The organism is Corynebacterium urealyticum DSM 7109 (assembly GCF_000069945.1).
GTDB classification, from domain to species: domain Bacteria; phylum Actinomycetota; class Actinomycetes; order Mycobacteriales; family Mycobacteriaceae; genus Corynebacterium; species Corynebacterium urealyticum.
Genome location: NC_010545.1, coordinates 664,652 through 680,568, shown reverse-complemented (window position 1 = coordinate 680,568; position 15,917 = coordinate 664,652). Strand labels below are relative to the sequence as shown.

12 protein-coding genes are annotated in these 15,917 nt (G+C 65.9%); 1 reads left to right on the top strand and 11 read right to left on the bottom strand.

Annotated elements, in window-relative coordinates; genetic code table 11:
- Nucleotides 1-119 precede the first annotated feature (119 nt).
- The 8 genes from CU_RS02810 to rsmI form a co-directional block, all read right to left on the bottom strand.
- Nucleotides 120-1,964, bottom strand: a complete 1,845-nt coding sequence (locus CU_RS02810; RefSeq protein WP_012359817.1) for an ABC-F family ATP-binding cassette domain-containing protein — start codon at nucleotides 1,962-1,964, stop codon at nucleotides 120-122.
- Between the two features lie 82 nt (nucleotides 1,965-2,046).
- Complete coding sequence (locus CU_RS02805) at nucleotides 2,047-3,099, bottom strand: 4-(cytidine 5'-diphospho)-2-C-methyl-D-erythritol kinase (RefSeq protein WP_012359816.1); 1,053 nt, start codon at nucleotides 3,097-3,099, stop codon at nucleotides 2,047-2,049.
- A complete protein-coding gene (rsmA, locus tag CU_RS02800; RefSeq protein WP_012359815.1) occupies nucleotides 3,096-4,196 on the bottom strand; it encodes a 16S rRNA (adenine(1518)-N(6)/adenine(1519)-N(6))-dimethyltransferase RsmA in 1,101 nt (366 codons plus the stop codon). Before rsmA ends, CU_RS02805 begins: the two co-directional genes overlap by 4 nt.
- Entirely contained in the window at nucleotides 4,160-5,320 is a 1,161-nt protein-coding gene (locus CU_RS02795; RefSeq protein WP_012359814.1) for a resuscitation-promoting factor, read from the bottom strand. Before CU_RS02795 ends, rsmA begins: the two co-directional genes overlap by 37 nt.
- Before the next feature lie 263 nt (nucleotides 5,321-5,583).
- Nucleotides 5,584-6,441 (bottom strand): TatD family hydrolase, encoded by an 858-nt coding sequence (locus tag CU_RS02790; protein ID WP_012359813.1) that lies wholly within the window; start codon nucleotides 6,439-6,441, stop codon nucleotides 5,584-5,586.
- A gap of 21 nt (nucleotides 6,442-6,462) precedes the next feature.
- The gene (metG, locus tag CU_RS02785; RefSeq protein ID WP_012359812.1) at nucleotides 6,463-8,298 is read right to left on the bottom strand and encodes a methionine--tRNA ligase; all 1,836 of its coding nucleotides are present in this window, start codon (nucleotides 8,296-8,298) and stop codon (nucleotides 6,463-6,465) included.
- 110 nt (nucleotides 8,299-8,408) lie between these two features.
- Nucleotides 8,409-10,352, bottom strand: a complete 1,944-nt coding sequence (locus CU_RS02780) for a BCCT family transporter (RefSeq protein ID WP_012359811.1) — start codon at nucleotides 10,350-10,352, stop codon at nucleotides 8,409-8,411.
- Between the two features lie 182 nt (nucleotides 10,353-10,534).
- The gene (gene rsmI, locus CU_RS02775) at nucleotides 10,535-11,467 is read right to left on the bottom strand and encodes a 16S rRNA (cytidine(1402)-2'-O)-methyltransferase (RefSeq protein ID WP_231837733.1); all 933 of its coding nucleotides are present in this window, start codon (nucleotides 11,465-11,467) and stop codon (nucleotides 10,535-10,537) included.
- A gap of 59 nt (nucleotides 11,468-11,526) precedes the next feature.
- Between rsmI and CU_RS02770 the strand changes: the two genes are divergently transcribed.
- Entirely contained in the window at nucleotides 11,527-13,095 is a 1,569-nt protein-coding gene (locus CU_RS02770) for a dolichyl-phosphate-mannose--protein mannosyltransferase (protein ID WP_012359809.1), read from the top strand.
- An 8-nt stretch (nucleotides 13,096-13,103) separates the two neighbouring features.
- Here CU_RS02770 and CU_RS02765 read toward each other — a convergent pair whose 3' ends face one another.
- From CU_RS02765 to sepX, 3 genes are all read right to left on the bottom strand, one after another.
- The gene (locus tag CU_RS02765) at nucleotides 13,104-13,919 is read right to left on the bottom strand and encodes a zf-HC2 domain-containing protein (RefSeq protein WP_012359808.1); all 816 of its coding nucleotides are present in this window, start codon (nucleotides 13,917-13,919) and stop codon (nucleotides 13,104-13,106) included.
- Between the two features lie 66 nt (nucleotides 13,920-13,985).
- A complete protein-coding gene (locus tag CU_RS02760) occupies nucleotides 13,986-14,408 on the bottom strand; it encodes a DoxX family protein (protein WP_012359807.1) in 423 nt (140 codons plus the stop codon).
- A 33-nt stretch (nucleotides 14,409-14,441) separates the two neighbouring features.
- On the bottom strand, nucleotides 14,442-15,773 hold the full coding sequence (gene sepX, locus CU_RS02755) for a divisome protein SepX/GlpR (RefSeq protein ID WP_012359806.1): 1,332 nt from the start codon (nucleotides 15,771-15,773) through the stop codon (nucleotides 14,442-14,444).
- Nucleotides 15,774-15,917 lie beyond the last annotated feature (144 nt).

The following is a 15,917-nucleotide window of genomic DNA, read 5'->3' as shown; positions in this document are numbered from 1 at the left end:
TAGGGAAACCCGAAGATCAAGCAGGCCATTGGCGCGATGTTCTGCTTGGTACGGATGATTGAATCCCAGTGGGGAGAAGGTACTGATGACCGAGGAAGAGGGCGAGCGCCCGCAGGTGGCTAGGCGTTTTCGCGGCGCTCGGCGGCCTCCAGCCACTCCATTTCCAGCTCCTCGTGCTCATCGTTGGCGGCCTGCAGCGCCTCGTTGAGCTCGGCGAGCTTTTCGTGGTCCATGGCCTCGGCTGCCGCGGCCATCTCCTCTTCAAGCCCCGTGATCTTTTCGGCCAGCTTCGCCATCTTCCGCTCCGCGGCGTTCATCTGCTTCCGCAGCTCGCGGTCTTCCTGGGCACTCAGGCCGCTAGATTCCTTCTTTTCTGCTTTCTCGACGTCGCCGCCCTGGCCACCCAGGTTCATGGAGTTTTCATCCGTGCCGTCGGCCTTGGCTTGCTCGGCGCGCAGCGTGAGGTACTGCTCGATGCCGCCGGGGAGGTTTGTCAGCTCCCCATCGCCGAAGAGCGCCCAGGTGGAGTCGCAGAGCCGTTCAATGAGGTAGCGGTCGTGGGAGATGACCACGAGGGTGCCAGCCCAGTTGTCCAGCAGCGTCTCCAGTTCCTGGAGGGTGTCGATGTCCAGGTCGTTGGTGGGCTCGTCGAGCAGCAGTACGTTGGGTTCGCTCATGAGCACTCGGGTCAGCTGCAGACGGCGGCGCTCACCACCGGAGAGGTCCTTCACCGGCGTGCGCTGCCGCTTCGGGCTGAAGCCCAGCCGCTCGGCCAGCTGGGAGGCCGAGATCTCCTTCTCCCCGATCGTCACGTAGCTCGCCACGTCCGTGACGGTGTCCAGCAGACGGCGCTCCGGGTCCAGATCGTCGAGCTCCTGCCGGAGCCAACCGATGCGCACGGTCTTGCCCTCGATGCGCTTGCCTGAGTCCAGCGGGTAGTCGCCCGCCAGCGTGCGCAGCAGAGTGGTCTTGCCAGAGCCGTTGACCCCCACCAGGCCGATGCGCTCACCGGGCCCCAGACGCCACGTGAGGTGCTCGATGAGGCGCCGACCGTCCGGCGTGCTGATGCTGGCATCCTCCAGGTCGATGACCTTCTTACCCTGCCGGCGGACGGCGAAGCTCATCAGCTCCACGCTGTCGCGCAGCGGCGGGACGTCCGCGATGATGGCCTCGGCGGCCTCGATGCGGTAGCGCGGCTTGGATGTACGGGCCGGTGCCCCGCGTCGCAGCCAGGCGAGCTCCCGGCGGGCGAGGTTCTGGCGGCGCTGCTCGGCTGCGTTGGCCTGGCGGGTGCGCTCGGCTCGGGCGAAGGTCCAGTCGTTGTAGCCGCCCTCGTAAACGTCCACCTTCCCGTCGTGGACCTCCCAGGTGTAGGTGGCGACGGTGTCGAGGAACCAACGGTCGTGGGTGACGACGAGCAGCGCGGTATTGCGGGACAGGATGTGCTCGGCTAGCCACTGGACTCCCTCGACGTCGAGGTGGTTGGTGGGCTCATCAAGGATGAGCAGGTCGAGGTCCTGAACCAGGGCGGCGGCCAGGCCGGTGCGGCGGCGTTCACCACCGGAAAGCTGCGAGACCGGGGTATCCAGGCCGAGCTCCACGATGCCCAGGCCGTGCAGCACGCGGCGCACCTTGGGCTGGGAGGCCCACTCGTAGGTCTCCATGCCCAGCGGGTCGAGGACAGCCTGCCCGACTGTCAGGTCCTTCTTCTCCGGGTCGGTGAGGCACTCTCGAAGAACATCCTGGGTGACCATGGCCAGGCGCAGGTCGTTGTTGTGGGACACCCGCCCCGCGTCGGCGGGGACCTGCTTGGAGATCACCTTCAGGAGGGTGGACTTACCGCCACCGTTGAGGCCCACGACGCCGATGCGGTCGCCCTCGTTGATCCCGAGGCTGACCTTGTCCAGCAGGGTTTTCAGGCCATAGGACTTCTCGACGTTTTCCAGGTTGATGAGGTTCACCACGGTGGGTTTTCGCTCTCCTTTAATTTCTTCACATTCACGACGGGGTTGCCGCAGCGCTGTGTTTTCTTGTGCTTCTTCCAGGCTAGCTGCGGACCACGCGCGCCCCCGGCGCGGGCGAACTAGTCACGACCGTTGCGCTGGCCTTGCCCGCCACGGACACGGCGGTGGCGACCTCCACGGCGCTGGCCTCGTCCTCGCACAGCATGGCGATGGATGGCCCGGAACCGGAGACGATGGCCGCGAGCGCGCCGGCCTCCTTGGCCACCGCCAGCGTTTGCCGCAGGCTGGGCAGCAGGCTGATCGCCGGGGCCTGCAGGTCATTGACCAGCAGCGGGGCGAGCTGATGGGGGTCGCCGGTCACCAGCGCGCGCATCAACTCCTCGATGCCTTGGGCGCGGATATCTGGCCGGTTGCCGGTGCGGGCGGCCTCCCGCTGGCGGTCCAGTTGCGCGAAGACCTGCGGGGTGGACAGCCCGCGCTTGTCGGTGGCAATCGCCCAGTGATACGGCCCCTGGGACATGATGCTGATCAGCTCGTCCCCGCGGGCGGTCCCGAGCGCGGTGCCGCCGAGCACGCAGAAGGGCACGTCGGCGCCCAGGGTGGCGGCGATCTGCAGTAACTCCGCCTGGCTGGGCGCCACAGCCTTGCGCGGGGTGGGATATGGCAGGGGCTGGCGGCCGAAGTAGAACTCCACGGCGGCGACGAGGGCTGCGGCAGCGTCCGCGGAACCACCGGCCATCCCGCCGGCCACGGGCACGTTCTTATCGATGTGGATGCTCACCAACGGCGCGCGGGTCGCCGGGTCGGCCGCGGGGTCCTCCAAGAGCCCTGCGCGCTCGCACCACAGGTCACGGACGAGCTCGACGGCCCGCCAGGCGAGGTTGCTGGGGTCGCGCGGCACGAGGTGGGCATCCGGTCCCGCGACGGTGAGCTCAGGTTCTGCTCCGCGCGGAACCGCGGTGAGGGTCACGGTCTCCGTGAGACTTACGGCTTGGAAGATGGTTTCCAGTTCGTGGTACCCGTCCGGCCGGACGTCGCCGACCCCTAGGTGGAGGTTGATCTTGCCGTGCGCGGTGGCGGCCACGCTGATGCGCGGGGTGTCCCCGCGCTCGTCACCGGGGTGCTGCGTGCTCACTGCTCGCCCTCCTTCCTCGCGAGGCTAGCCAGGGCAAGCGCCAAAAATTCCTCAGCACCGAGCTTCTCCCCCCGCTGCTTCGGGTCGATACCTGCCGCTCGCAGTACGTCCTCGGCCTGCTGGCCGCCACCGAAGTGGCCGGAGAGGGCGGCACGCAGGGTCTTACGACGCTGCAGAAAGGCTGCGTCGGCCAGAGCGAAGGTCTCCCCGCGCACGACCTCCTCAGCGAATCCGGAGGAAGCGACCGCCTCGGCCCACGGGGCAGCCGGCTTGTCGCCCACGCCCCAGCGGTCGATGCGCACCAGCCCGGAGTCCACCTTTGGCGCGGGCCAGAAGACGTTCTTGCCGATCGTCGCGGCACGGAAGGTATCGCCGAAGTAGCGAGCCTTCACGCTGGGCACCCCGTAAATCTTGCTGCCCGGCTTGGCCGCCAGCCGGTCCGCGACCTCCAGCTGCACCATCACGAGCACCCGACTGATCGTGGGAAACTGCTCCAGCAGGTGTAGCAGCACCGGGACGGAGACGTTATAGGGCAGGTTCGCCACCAGCGCGGTGGGTGCGGCCAGCCCCTGTTCAGCCCAGTCCGCAGCGGTGACTTTCAGGGCGTCGCGGAGGATGAGGTGGAGTTTGTCGGCGACGGGGGCGGCGTGCTCGGCGACGGTGCGCGGCAGACGTCCTGCCAACAGCGGGTCGATCTCGATCGCGGTAACCTCCCCCACCGCGCCGAGCAACGCTAGCGTCAGGGAGCCCAGCCCGGGGCCAACTTCGATCACGTGGTCCTGCGGGCCGACATCTGCGGCGTGCAGGATCTTGCGGACCGTGTTGGGGTCGTGCACGAAGTTCTGGCCGAGCTTCTTAGTGGGGTTGACCCCCAGCTCCTCGGCGAGCTGGCGGATCTCCACCGGCCCGAGCAGCGATACTCCCCCGTCTAACTCCGGGGCATCCTGGGCACGCACGTCATCATTCACGCCTTCGAATATAAACGACCGGCAGCGTAGCGAGCGAAAATGCTTCCCCGCTACGACTGCCGGTGAGTTTTGTGTTTTGCCGCCGGTGGGCTTTAGCGCAGACCCATCTTCGCGGTGCAGGCGGGCCATGCGCCCCAGCCCTGCGCGGCCTGGACACGCTCTGCCACGGCGATCTGCTGCTCGCGGGTGGCCATGTGGGCTGCCGGAGCGTATTCGGTGCCACCGAAGCCCGCCCAGGTGGATGGGGTGAACTGCAGGCCGCCAGAGAAGCCGTTGCCAGTGTTGATAGACCAGTTACCGGTGGACTCACACTGTGCGAGCTCGTCCCAAACGGAGCCGTTCGCGACAGCCGGGGCATCCGGGCCGGCCGGCTTCTTCGGCTTGGTGCCAACCTTGACCACGGCTTCAACCGGGGCCTCGAGCTCTTCGCGCTCCAGGACCTTGCGGTCGGTGACCTTGCCGTTGTGGCGGGTGACCAGCAGCTTGACTCGCTCCTTGCCGTCCTTGCCCTCCTTGACGACCTTGCGCTCGCCCTCCGGCAGGTTGGCGTCCTCGATCTCGCGCTCCGGTGCAGCGACGGTGCGCTCGAAGGTGTGATCCTTCTTGGAGACGCGGACGACATCGATATGCATGCCCTCGCGCAGCGGGGTATCCGCAGACGGGGTGACGATGTCGTCCTCGCCCAGCGGGGTGCCGCGCAGCTCGAAGATGTCACCGACGGTGCGGGCGGGCAGCTTCATGCGGCCCTGCTTGCCGCCGTCGTTCAGGGTGAAGTACTTGGACGTGGTGACATCCAGATCCATGCCCTCAGCCGGGATCTTGGTGTTCATACCGGCAGAGAGGGAGCCGGTAGCGATCTCGTCGTACTTGCCGACCTGGCGCAGCATCTCCTCGACGGTGACGGAGGTGGTGTCGACGTTCTCGCGCTTGCCGTCGATGATGAGGGCAACCTGCTTCGCGGAGCGCACCTTAATGGTGTCGTTATTGGAGACAGACTCGGACGGTGCCGGGCTGACCAGGTCCTTGGGGTTGACCTCGACGCCGTTCTTCTCCAGGATGTCGCCGACGTTGCCGGTGACGGAGCTAGCCTCGATGATTTCGCCGTTGACGTCCAGCGTGATGTTCTTGTGTGCCGCAGCAGCAACGCCACCGCCGACAACCAGGGTCGCCAGCATGCCGCCGGTGGCCAGGCGCAGTGGCGTGGAGTTGGTGTTGTTGATGCGGTGCAGGCTGGACTTCTTCTTAGGAGACACTCGAAACCTCTCGTTATTCCCGTGATCGCTCCGACCCCCTGGCGGGGCTGAACTTTTATCACAATACGATAACGATGAGATTAAATCCAGAAGAATCCCTAGACGTGCGCAAAATCACCCTCAGTCGGGGAATGCGCGCTTTAACAGCAATAACAACTCGTCACATGCGCAACGGCAGCCTGATTGCGCACCAGGGTAAACGGCGCCGCACGCGCCTGCGATCCCCCGGGCCGCACAAAAATATAACGGCGCTTGGCTCGCCCTTAACCCTGGAGCCCAAAGACCCGGTTGGCATTCGCCCATGCGAGTTCCACGAACTCCGCCGGCGACTGGCCGCGCGCTTCAGCGAGCACTCGGGCCGTGTATCCCACGAACCCCGGCTCGTTGCACGCCCCTCGGAAGGGCTCGGGGGTCATATAGGGAGCATCCGTTTCCACAAGGATCTGGTCGGCCGGGGCCAGGCGCGCAGCCTCCCGCAGTTCATCATTGCGCTTGAAAGTCGCGTTGCCCGCGAAAGAGAGCACATAGCCACGGTCGATGGCCTCGCGTGCCACCTCCAGCGGGGAGGAAAAGCAGTGCAGGATGACGTCGTTGGGCTGCGGGGCGTCCGCGAGAATGCGCATCAGGTCCTCGTCGGCTTCGCGGTTGTGGATCATTAGTGGCTTGCCAGAGTTGACCGCGAGGTCGATGTGCCAGCGCAGCGCGGCTTCCTGCACCTCGAGGGAAGGCGTGGACTCGTCGTGCTTGATCCAGTACGCGTCCAGGCCGGTCTCCCCGATCGCCACACAACGGTCATTGGCCGCCATGTCGGTGAGCCGAGCCTTGGCCGCCTCATCCAGCTCGTCGGCGCGGGTGGGATGGATCGCGCAGGCGGCCCAGACGTTGTCGAACTGCTGCGCTGCTTCCAGCGCCAGCTCGGTCTCGGCCAGCCCATCACCGACGGTGCAGATCCGCTCAACCCCGGCCTGCCCGGCGCGGGCGACCAGCTCTGCGGTGGCAGCACGGCGATCCTGCCCTTCCTGCGCCCCCTTGGCAATGGTGGAGGCCAGGTGGGTGTGGGAATCGAAGAGAGCTCCGATGCTCTCCGGCAGGACAGGCGTGGGGCGTTTCTTCTTAGACATGGTCCCCACGCTACCGGGTGACTAGTCCTTGACGACCGGTGCCCACTCCGGGCCGGTCTCCGCCAGCTCCGGGTCCAGCTTCTGGAACAGCGGCTTCGGCTTGCTCAGCGCGGTGCCCGGGGCAAGCTCGGTGCGCTGCCAGATAGCCTTCTGCTCGGTGTAGTTACCCATGATGACCGGGTAGCTACTCCCCTCCTCCGGCAGGCCAACTCCGACCGGGGTGTAGGGGGACTCATCCTTGACTTCGACGATCTCCGGCTGGGCCGCCCAGATGCCCTCGCCACCGAGAGTCTCGAAGACCTTCTGCGCGGAGAAGGGCAGGTATGGGGTCATCAGTGTGTTGACGTCAGAGACAACCTGCAGGGCGACGTACAAGACGGTGGCCAGGCGCTCGCGCTGGGTTTCGTCCTTCGCCAGTTTCCACGGCTCCTGGGCTGCGATGTACTGGTTGGCCCGCGCTGCGATGCGCATGGCCTCGGTCATGCCGGCCTTGAACTTGGAGAGCTGCAGTGCGTCGCCGACCACGGTGTAGGCCTGCTTCGCCTCGTCGAGCAGCGCCTGGTCTTCGGCGGTGAATTCGCCAGGCTGCGGGATCTCACCGAAGTTCTTGTGCGCCATGGAGGCCGTGCGGTTGACGAGGTTGCCCCACTCGTTGGCCAGCTCGGAGTTGATGCGGCGGACGAACTCGTCCCAGGTGAAGTCCGTGTCCGTGTTCTCGGGGCCAGCGACGGCGATGAAGTAGCGAAGCGCGTCGGGGCCGAATTCCTTGAGGAAGTCGCGGACGTAAATCACGACCCCCTTGGAGGAGGAGAACTTGGAGCCGGACATGGTCAGGAATTCGGAGGAGACGACCTCGGTGGGCAGGTTCAGCTCGCCCAGTTCGCCCTGCTCGCCGCCCTTGCTTCCCTTGCCGGCGTAGCCAAGCATTTCACCTGGCCAGATCTGGGAGTGGAAGGTGATGTTGTCCTTGCCCATGAAGTAGTAGGACACTGCCTCTGGGTCGTTCCACCACTTGCGCCAGGCCTCCGGGTCGCCGGTACGCCAGGCCCACTCAATGGATGCGGAGAGGTAGCCGACGACCGCGTCGAACCAGACGTAGAGCTTCTTGGCGTTATTGTCCTGCCAGCCCTCGATGGGGACGGGCACACCCCAGTCGATATCGCGGCTCATCGCGCGTGGACGGATGTCCTTCAGCAGGTTCAGGGAGAACTTCAGGACGTTCGGACGCCAGTCGTTGCGCCCCTTCAGCCACTCCTCCAGTGCCTCGGCCAAAGCGGGCAGGTCGAGCATGAAGTGCTCGGTGTCCACGAATTCTGGGGTCTCGCCGTTGATCTTGGAGCGCGGGTCGATCAGATCGGCCGGGTCCAGCTGGTTGCCGCAGTTATCGCACTGGTCGCCGCGGGCGTCGGTAGCGCCACACAGCGGGCAGGTGCCCTCGATGTATCGGTCCGGCAGAGTGCGACCGGTCGACGGGCTCACGGCGCCACGGGTGGTCTGCTTCAGCATGTATCCGTTCTCATTGAGCCCGCGGAACAGCTCCTGCACAATCGCGTAGTGGTTGCGGGTGGTGGTGCGGGTGAACAGATCGTAGGACAAGCCCAGGCCCACGAGGTCCTCGACGATGATGCGGTTGTAGCGGTCGGCGAGCTCGCGGACCGTGGTGTTTTCCTTATCCGCCTGCACCAGCAGCGGGGTGCCGTGCTCATCCGTGCCGGAGACCATCAGCACGTCGTTGCCGATCATTCGCTGATAACGGGCAAAAACGTCGGACGGGACGCCGAAGCCGGCGACGTGGCCGATGTGGCGGGGGCCGTTGGCATAGGGCCAGGCAACAGAGGTGAGTACGCGCTTTGACATGCCTTAAACCCTATTAGATCCGTGCCTGCTGCGCGAACAAAGCCCCACCTCCCGGGGCTAGTTCCGACCGGGTAGGTGGGGCTGGGTTCTACGAGGGACCGCGGGGGCGCTTAGCTGCGCCCGTCGCCGTTCTCGTCATTGCGGTTATTGATGTAGTCAGCAACGTCCTCGGCGTCGACGACCTCAACGACCTTGTCGCCGTCGTAGACACTCATCGTCTCCAGACCGTCGAGGTCCTCGGCGACGTAGCTGTGTGCATCGGAGGAGTCCTCGACCGCGGCCTCGGCCTCTGCCGTGGCCGGAGCGTCCGGTACTGCGGCTGCCGTCGCGGCGGCGCCCTCTTCGCGGCGGTTCTTCATGCGGAGGGCTCGCTTCACGAGCTCGCGGTTTTCGCGTTCCCGGTATTCGCGGGCCACGCGCAGCACCATCTTCCGCTGGTTCTTCTGGTCCAGGTAGAGCGGGTCGTCTCCCAGGGCCTTCACCACGGCGAACATCAGGGCGATGATGATGAGCACGAATGGGGAGGCCGCGATAATCGTGATGCTCTGCAGGTTATCGAGCGAGTCCGCATCGCCGGTGGTCAGCATGATCACCGCGATGGCGCAGGTGAGAACACCCCACAGGACGGTGACGATCGGGGATGCAACGAGGCGGCCACGCTGGGACATGCTGCCCATCACCGTGGAGGCGGAGTCCGCCGAGGTGATGAAGAAGGTAGCCAGCAGCAGCATCGCGATGATGGACACGCCCGCACCGAATGGGTACTCGTGCAGCAGGTTGAACAGCATCTTGGTGGCATCACCGTCGCCCCAAATGGACTTGCCGGTCTCCTCGAGGTGGATGGCGGTACCGCCGAAGATGGAGAACCACAGGATCGTCACGGAGGTCGGGACGAGCAGGATCACCATGATGAACTCGCGAACGGTGCGGCCGCGAGAAATACGGGCCAGGAACATACCCACGAACGGGGACCAAGAGACCCACCATGCCCAGTAGAAGATGGTCCAGGCAGACAGCCAGTCACCGGCGTCCTCGGAGGACTGGGCGGTGCGAGAGGCCATGGCGAAGAAGTCCTGCAGGTAGCTACCCAGGGTCGTCGGGACCATGTTCATGATGACGACGGTCGGGCCGACGATGAGAACAAACAGGGCAATGATCGAGGCCAGCACCATGTTCGTATTCGAGATCCACTGAATCCCCTTGCCCACGCCGGAAGCGGCGGAGATCAGGAAGGCGATGCCGAGCACGATGATGATGCCGACGATCAGGGCGTTGCCGGGGCTATCGACCCAGTTGACAATCTCCATGCCGGAGGAAATCTGGCGGGCACCGATACCCAGGGAGGCGGCGGTACCGAAGACAGTAGCGAAGATGGCCAGGATGTCGATGAGCTTACCGAGCCAGCCCTCGGCCAGGCGGTGGCCGATCAGCGGGATGAACGCGGAGCTCAGCAGCTGCTTACGGCCCAGTCGGAAGGTGCCGTAGGCGATAGCCAGGCCGACGATGGCGTACAACGACCACGGGTGGAGGCCCCAGTGGAAGAGCGTGGACGCGAAGGCTTCGCCCACGTTGCCCTCCGCGCGCCCCGGCACGCCGTCGCGGAAGAAGGTCAGCGGCTCAGTGGTTCCGTAGAACATCAGGCCAATACCCATACCGGCGGCGAACATCATCGCGACCCAGGAGAATGTTGAGAACTCCGGCTGCTCACCGTCCTTGCCGAGCTTGATGTGGCCGAACTTCGAGAAAGCCACGAAAAGCACGAAGAAGACGAACACGGTCGAGGCCAGAACGAACAGCCAGCCCCAGTCAACCACGACGTAGTCCAGCGCCTGGCTGGCGAAGTTGGCGAAGGATTCGGAGCCCACGAGCCCCCAGGCCACCACGGCGAGGACGAGCGCGGCGGCGGGGCCGGTGACGACCCAGTCGATGCCTGCGTGCTCGTCCTTGGCCGCGGCGCTATCCGCGGGCTCACTCAGCCGCGCGGCGTCTTGGGCCTCTTGCGGCGAGATGCTTCCTTCCTTCAACTGATCAAGGGTGTTTTCAGATTTGCTCATTGTCCCACTGTGCGTGGGATTTTTGCGTTTCGCTAGTTTTCGGTGCCGCAATGGGGTTCGCAACGGGCTCACAGCGGTTTTCTAGGTGGCTGCCAGAATCGCTATAGCGCTGTTCAGGGCACCCCTCCCCGCCGATGGATAACAATTTGATAACAACTTCGCTTCGACGCGCAGGTTGTGGCCTATTTTTCCGCCCGTGCCGCTAATACAGCCTCGTAAACGTCCCGCTTTCCGAGACCATGGGAGGCGGCAACCTCCCCGGCGGCGGCCTTCAGCCGCTGCCCCTGTGAGACCAATTCCTCGACCTCGCCCACAACGTCTTCGGGCGCCACCTCCGCCACGGCCGCGGTCGCCTCAATCACGACGGTGATCTCCCCCTTCACCCCAGCCGCTGCCCACTCGGCGAGCTCCGCAAGCGTGCCCGCCTTGACCTCCTCGAAGGTCTTGGTGAGCTCCCGGCACACCGCCGCCGCACGCTCCGCACCCAGTACCTCGGCGGCAATCCCCAGCGTGGAGGCCAACCGATGGGGTGATTCGAAGAAACAGACGGCCTCGTCTCCGCTGCGGGCCGCGTCGAAGAATTGGCGGCGCTGGCCGTCCTTTCTCGGCGCAAAACCCAGGAAGCGGAAGTGACCAACGCCGATCCCCGAGAGCGCCAGTGCCGTCGGAACCGCGGACGGGCCCGGAAGGCAGGTCACCGGGACGCCACGCCGGTGGGCTGCGACGACCGCGGGAAAGCCCGGGTCCGACACGGAGGGCATGCCCGCGTCCGTGATCACGAGCACCCGCTGGCCGGTGGCTGCGGCATCGACGAGCTCCTCGGCGCGGTGTTCCTCGTTGTGATCGAAATTTGAGAGCACCTTGCCGCGGATGCTGAGCCCCAGCGCGTCGGCGAGCGCCCGGCTGCGGCGGGTGTCCTCCGCCGCGATGACGTCTGCGGTGGCCAGGGCGTGGAGCAGCCGGATCGACGCATCCTGCGGGTTACCCAGGGGCGTGGCCGCGAGGATGATGCCGCCGCCCGGTAGCGGCGGATTGGCGCAGGCCTGTTCCCATAGGCGGCCGAAGTCCGGTGCTGGGGCGTCAATGGTGTGGGAATGCGTAGGTGCGGAGCTCATGCCACCAGCATGGCACCGCTTAAACCAAAATCCACATCGGATAAGCTTTCCCTGTGACAATGAAGACCTCCCCGGCGCCAGCAGCCGGTTCAGCCGAACCCCGCGTGGCCCAGCCGAATCAGCGGCAAAACCAACGCCGCTGGGCGATCATCCAGGCCCTCCTGGCTGCATTCGCTGCCCTCCTTCGGCTGGTTAATCTGGGCTCCCCCACCGACGGCGGCACCCCGGTCTTCGACGAAAAGCACTACGTCCCCCAGGCCTGGCAGATCCTGCGAGGCTGGGACCACCTGGTGCTGGGCGGCATCGAGGATAACCCCGGCTATGGGTTGGTCGTGCACCCGCCGCTGGCCAAGGAAATCATGGCCGCCGGGATGGGGCTCTTCGGCTACACCCCCTTCGGCTGGCGGGTGTGCGCCGCGCTTGCCGGCGTGGCGGTGGTCTGCCTGATCGCGGGCATCGCCCGGCGGATATCCCGCTCGGATTTGGTCGGTCTACTGGCCGGCGTCCTTGCCCTCTCCGATGGCATTCTGCTGCTGACCAGCCGTTCCGGGATGCTGGATCACTTCCAAACGCTCTTCCTGGTGGCCGCCGTGTACTTCCTGGTCCGGGACCACGAGGAGATGGAACGCCGCTACCGGGTGGTGTTCCGCGAGGGGCGAATCGGGGACTTTCCTGCTGGCCCGCGGCTGGGCTTCCGCTGGTGGCGCTTCGCCGCCGGTATCGCGCTCGGCGGCACGCTGGCGATCAAGTGGTCTGGGCTGTACTACATGGCCTTCTTCGGCGTGGTCCTCGTCGCCTTGGATGCGCACCGGCGCTGGCGTTTTGGCGTGCGCCGTCCACTGCTGGGTGCGCTGCTTCGGGACGCCCCGCCGCATTTCTTCGCGGTCGTCATCATCCCGTTGTGCTGCTACCTGCTGTCCTGGCGGGCATGGTTCGGTAGCGAGACCTCCGTCTACCGGCACGCGGTGGAATCCGGCCTCGTCGAGGACGCCACCGCGTTGGCCGAGTCACCGCTGGGCTTCCTTCCGGATTCTTTCCTGAACTTCCTCTACTACCACGTCTCCGTGCTGCGCTTTCACTCGGAGTTGACCAATTCGAATGGTCACATCCACCCGTGGGAGTCGAAGCCGTGGTCGTGGCTGGCCTCCACCCGCGGGCTGATGTACTACAACCCCAGCCACGAGGACGGCACCCGCACCGTAGAGCTATTGGTCGGCACGCCGGCGATCTGGTTCCCCACCGTGGGGGTGCTGGCCTATGGCTGCTACAGACTGGCACGGTTCCGGGACCTAGCGTGGGTCATCCCCGTCGTCGGTTTCGCCGCGGGCTTCCTGCCGTGGCTGCTGAACACCGACCGCCAGATGTACCTCTTCTACGCGCTGAACCTCGCGCCCTTCCTCGTCATCGGACTGGCGCTCGTGTGCGGCCGCGTACTCGGGTGGCGCATGGCGCCCAGCAGCAAGCACCGCCCGGTGGCGTGGCTGCAGGCGCACGCCGGACTGGTGCTGGTCGTTGCGTATGTGGGCTTTGCGGTGTGGAATTTCCTGTTCTTCCTGCCGCTGTACACAGCAATGCCACTGAGCCCAGCCGAGTGGGCAGCCCGCATGTGGCTACCCTCCTGGCACTAGGGGGTCGGCTAGCCGCGACGGTGATCGCCGGGATAGTAGCGGGAGTGGGCCTCAGCATCCACCGCAGAAAAGTTCATCGGCTTGGCTGAGAGCACGTGCCAGGAATCGCGCAGGGGCCTGATCGTGTGGTGCCGGGAAAGCCAGCAGGTGACCAGCGCGATCACCGCGGCGAGGTGAATGGCGAGGCTGCCGATGAGCTCCGGGTCCACCCCAGTGCCACCCGTCAGCCCCATGACGATATCACGGGTGGCGAAGCCTCCGCCGAAGGCCCACATCCCCAGGTAGATCGGCAGCAGCCCGCCGGCAGCTCGCGGCGCCCAGGACGCCCAGGCCAGTCCCGCGCCCAAGGCGAAGCGGCTGATGGCCGCATCGATCATGTATTTCGCGAGCTTCGGGTCCGCGGCCCCCGCCTGCGGCCCCTCCCCCGGTCGGATAGCCTCGTAGAGCTGCGCGGGGTCCGCGGTGCCTGCGGTCGAGCCAGCAAATAGCAGGATCGCCCAGAGGAAGTAGACGACCGCAAGCACCGCTAGCGCAATGCGGGCTCCCAGCAGCGGAAGCTGCCGGCGGCGCATGTCACCGCCAACTTCTGGGATATCCTCAGCCACCTGAAGCACCTTGGCAGCGAGATCCGCGCCTGCCCCTTGGGTCGGCGCGGGCGGGTTAGCCCGCAACCGCAGATCGCGGCCAATCGCAGTCGCCTGTGCGTACCACGCCTGGCACTCCTCACACTGGGCCACGTGGGCGTCCACGATGTCTCCCGGCAGGGCGACCTCCTCGCCGTCTAGCCTCGCCGAGAGCGCTGCCCGAACTTCTGCGCATTCCACAGGACTTATGCTCCCCCAAAATCCGCCCGCTGCCAAGCAGCGAGAGTCGCAGTCCTCTGCACAGGATCACCCGAAGCGGGAAAACGCCCGGTCCAGACTGGCGCGACCGGAGCCGAAGACCACGATCGACAGCAGCCCCGCGCACAGCACCAGCGGTAGTTCGATGCCGTTATCGGCGGCAAAGAGGCCCTGGGACCAGTGGATCAGGTACATCGCGGCGATCATATGCAGGATCAGCAGGCCGGCCATCAGTGGCGCCAGCAGCCCCACGATCAGGAGGGCTCCCCCGATGAGTTCCAGCCCGGTAGCTAACCAGGCAGAGAGTTCAGGCTGCGGGATCCCCTGGTGGGCGAAGTCCGCGATCACCCCGGAGTCGCCCCCGAGCTTCTGCATGAAGAGTTTCTGCCAGCCGTGGGCGATAAAGATGGTGCCCAGCACGGCGCGGATGAGCAGCAATGCGCCGTCGCGGGCGACCGGGTGTTCCAGCATCGTTAATGATCCGCCGTGGTGTGTTCGTACGGCTTAGACCGCGCGGATGTGGGCGCGACCGTGCGGGCCATCCCAGTTGTCCAGGTTCGCGTCCTCGCCCGGGTAGTCGTCGAAGCCGTCGTCGAAGAAGTCTCCACCATTGGCGTAGGCCAGGTTCTCCAGCTCCGGGTCCGCTTCGTCCGTTTCGACGACGATCGCGCCTGGCCGCAGCAGCCGGTCCGGTACACCGAGCTCTGCATCCTCCAGGTTGCGCACGCCCAGGCGGGCCCGGCGCATCCGTGCGAGACGACGGCGGCGCAGCTTAGCCTCCTCGATCGCCTGGCGGCGCAGGTTGAACAGGTACACGCCGGTCAGTGCGGCAGTGACGAGGAAGGCAATCCACAGGCCACCGCCGACGAGGAGGCTAACGATCAGCGCAATCGCGGTCAGGCCAGCCAGCACCCCGAGCACCTGCTTGCGGCGCTGCAGGCGGCGGTTGTACAGCTGCTGGGATGCGACCGGGTCGTAGACGCCACGACCTCGACGGGAAGCGATGAATTCCATGTCCTCCTCGGACAGTTCGAAGCTCTCCTCCTCCGCCTCAGTCAGTGGCGACTCGGCCTCCGCAGCCTCGCCTTCCTCGCGGACCCCTGCATCCACGTGCAGATCCCCGCCGCGGAAGTAGGCAGTCGAGATGGTGCGCAGCGCGGGCTGCTCTTCCGGCTCATTCTCGGTGTCCGCGTCGGCAGTGTCCGCCTCGGCCTCAGCCACGCGCAGGGTCGTCGGCGTGTCCGCACCGGCGTCCTCGTGCTTGTCATCCTCGTGCGCCATCGTGTCTGCTGCGTCGTCGGCCAGCTCCGCGTCGACCGTGACGGATTCAGCGCTCATGGCCGGTGCCTCGGCCGGGACAGTGCGGTGCTGGGCGTCCGCCACGTGCTCCTCGCCGTCCAGCTCCTCAGCATCAGCGTCGACGAGCTCTCCCTCCAGGGTCTCCAGGTTGGTGGTCTCGTCTGCGGTGTGCTCGACGACGTCGGCGTGGTCCTCGTCGACCTCTGCGTCCACCGTTTCCACGCCGTCAGCGATGTCGGCATGCTCGCTGGCACGCTCCTCGTCGCGGGCGTCGACGTCCTCGTCAAAAAGGACGTACTCCGGTTCCGCCTCGACGAAATCGATGTCCGCGTCCACGTCCTCATCTGAGGACATGTAGTGCCCCTCAGCGGGCAGCAGACGGCGCGGACGGCGGGAACGCTTGGCACCGCCTTCGTGCAGGATTCGGGTCTCGGACATGCCCCGCGACGTGCGGCGCACCGGGGACTGCTTGCGCAGCAACAGCGGCGCCATCAGCAGCAGCCATACTGCGAGGATCAACAGAAGGGAGCCGGACACTAATGCTCCTAAAAGCTAGACAGCGGTTTGAACCCCTGGGACTTGCCCAGCGGATGAACCAGCCCCGCCGGAGGATGGCGGCAGGGCCAGCAACAATACCTTCCAAGGTATAGACAACCTGGGCGCTTCGCTTTCTGCCACGCC

Excerpts from the sequence above, each read along its gene's own strand:
- rsmA (WP_012359815.1), bottom strand. The coding sequence starts at position 4,196 with ATGGCCCGCCTGCACCGCGAAGATGGGTCTGCGCTAAAGCCCACCGGC.
- CU_RS02790 (WP_012359813.1), bottom strand. The coding sequence starts at position 6,441 with ATGTCTAAGAAGAAACGCCCCACGCCTGTCCTGCCGGAGAGCATCGGA.
- metG (WP_012359812.1), bottom strand. The coding sequence starts at position 8,298 with ATGTCAAAGCGCGTACTCACCTCTGTTGCCTGGCCCTATGCCAACGGC.
- CU_RS02780 (WP_012359811.1), bottom strand. The coding sequence starts at position 10,352 with ATGAGCAAATCTGAAAACACCCTTGATCAGTTGAAGGAAGGAAGCATC.
- rsmI (WP_231837733.1), bottom strand. The coding sequence starts at position 11,467 with ATGAGCTCCGCACCTACGCATTCCCACACCATTGACGCCCCAGCACCG.
- CU_RS02770 (WP_012359809.1), top strand. The coding sequence starts at position 11,527 with ATGAAGACCTCCCCGGCGCCAGCAGCCGGTTCAGCCGAACCCCGCGTG.
- CU_RS02760 (WP_012359807.1), bottom strand. The coding sequence starts at position 14,408 with ATGCTGGAACACCCGGTCGCCCGCGACGGCGCATTGCTGCTCATCCGC.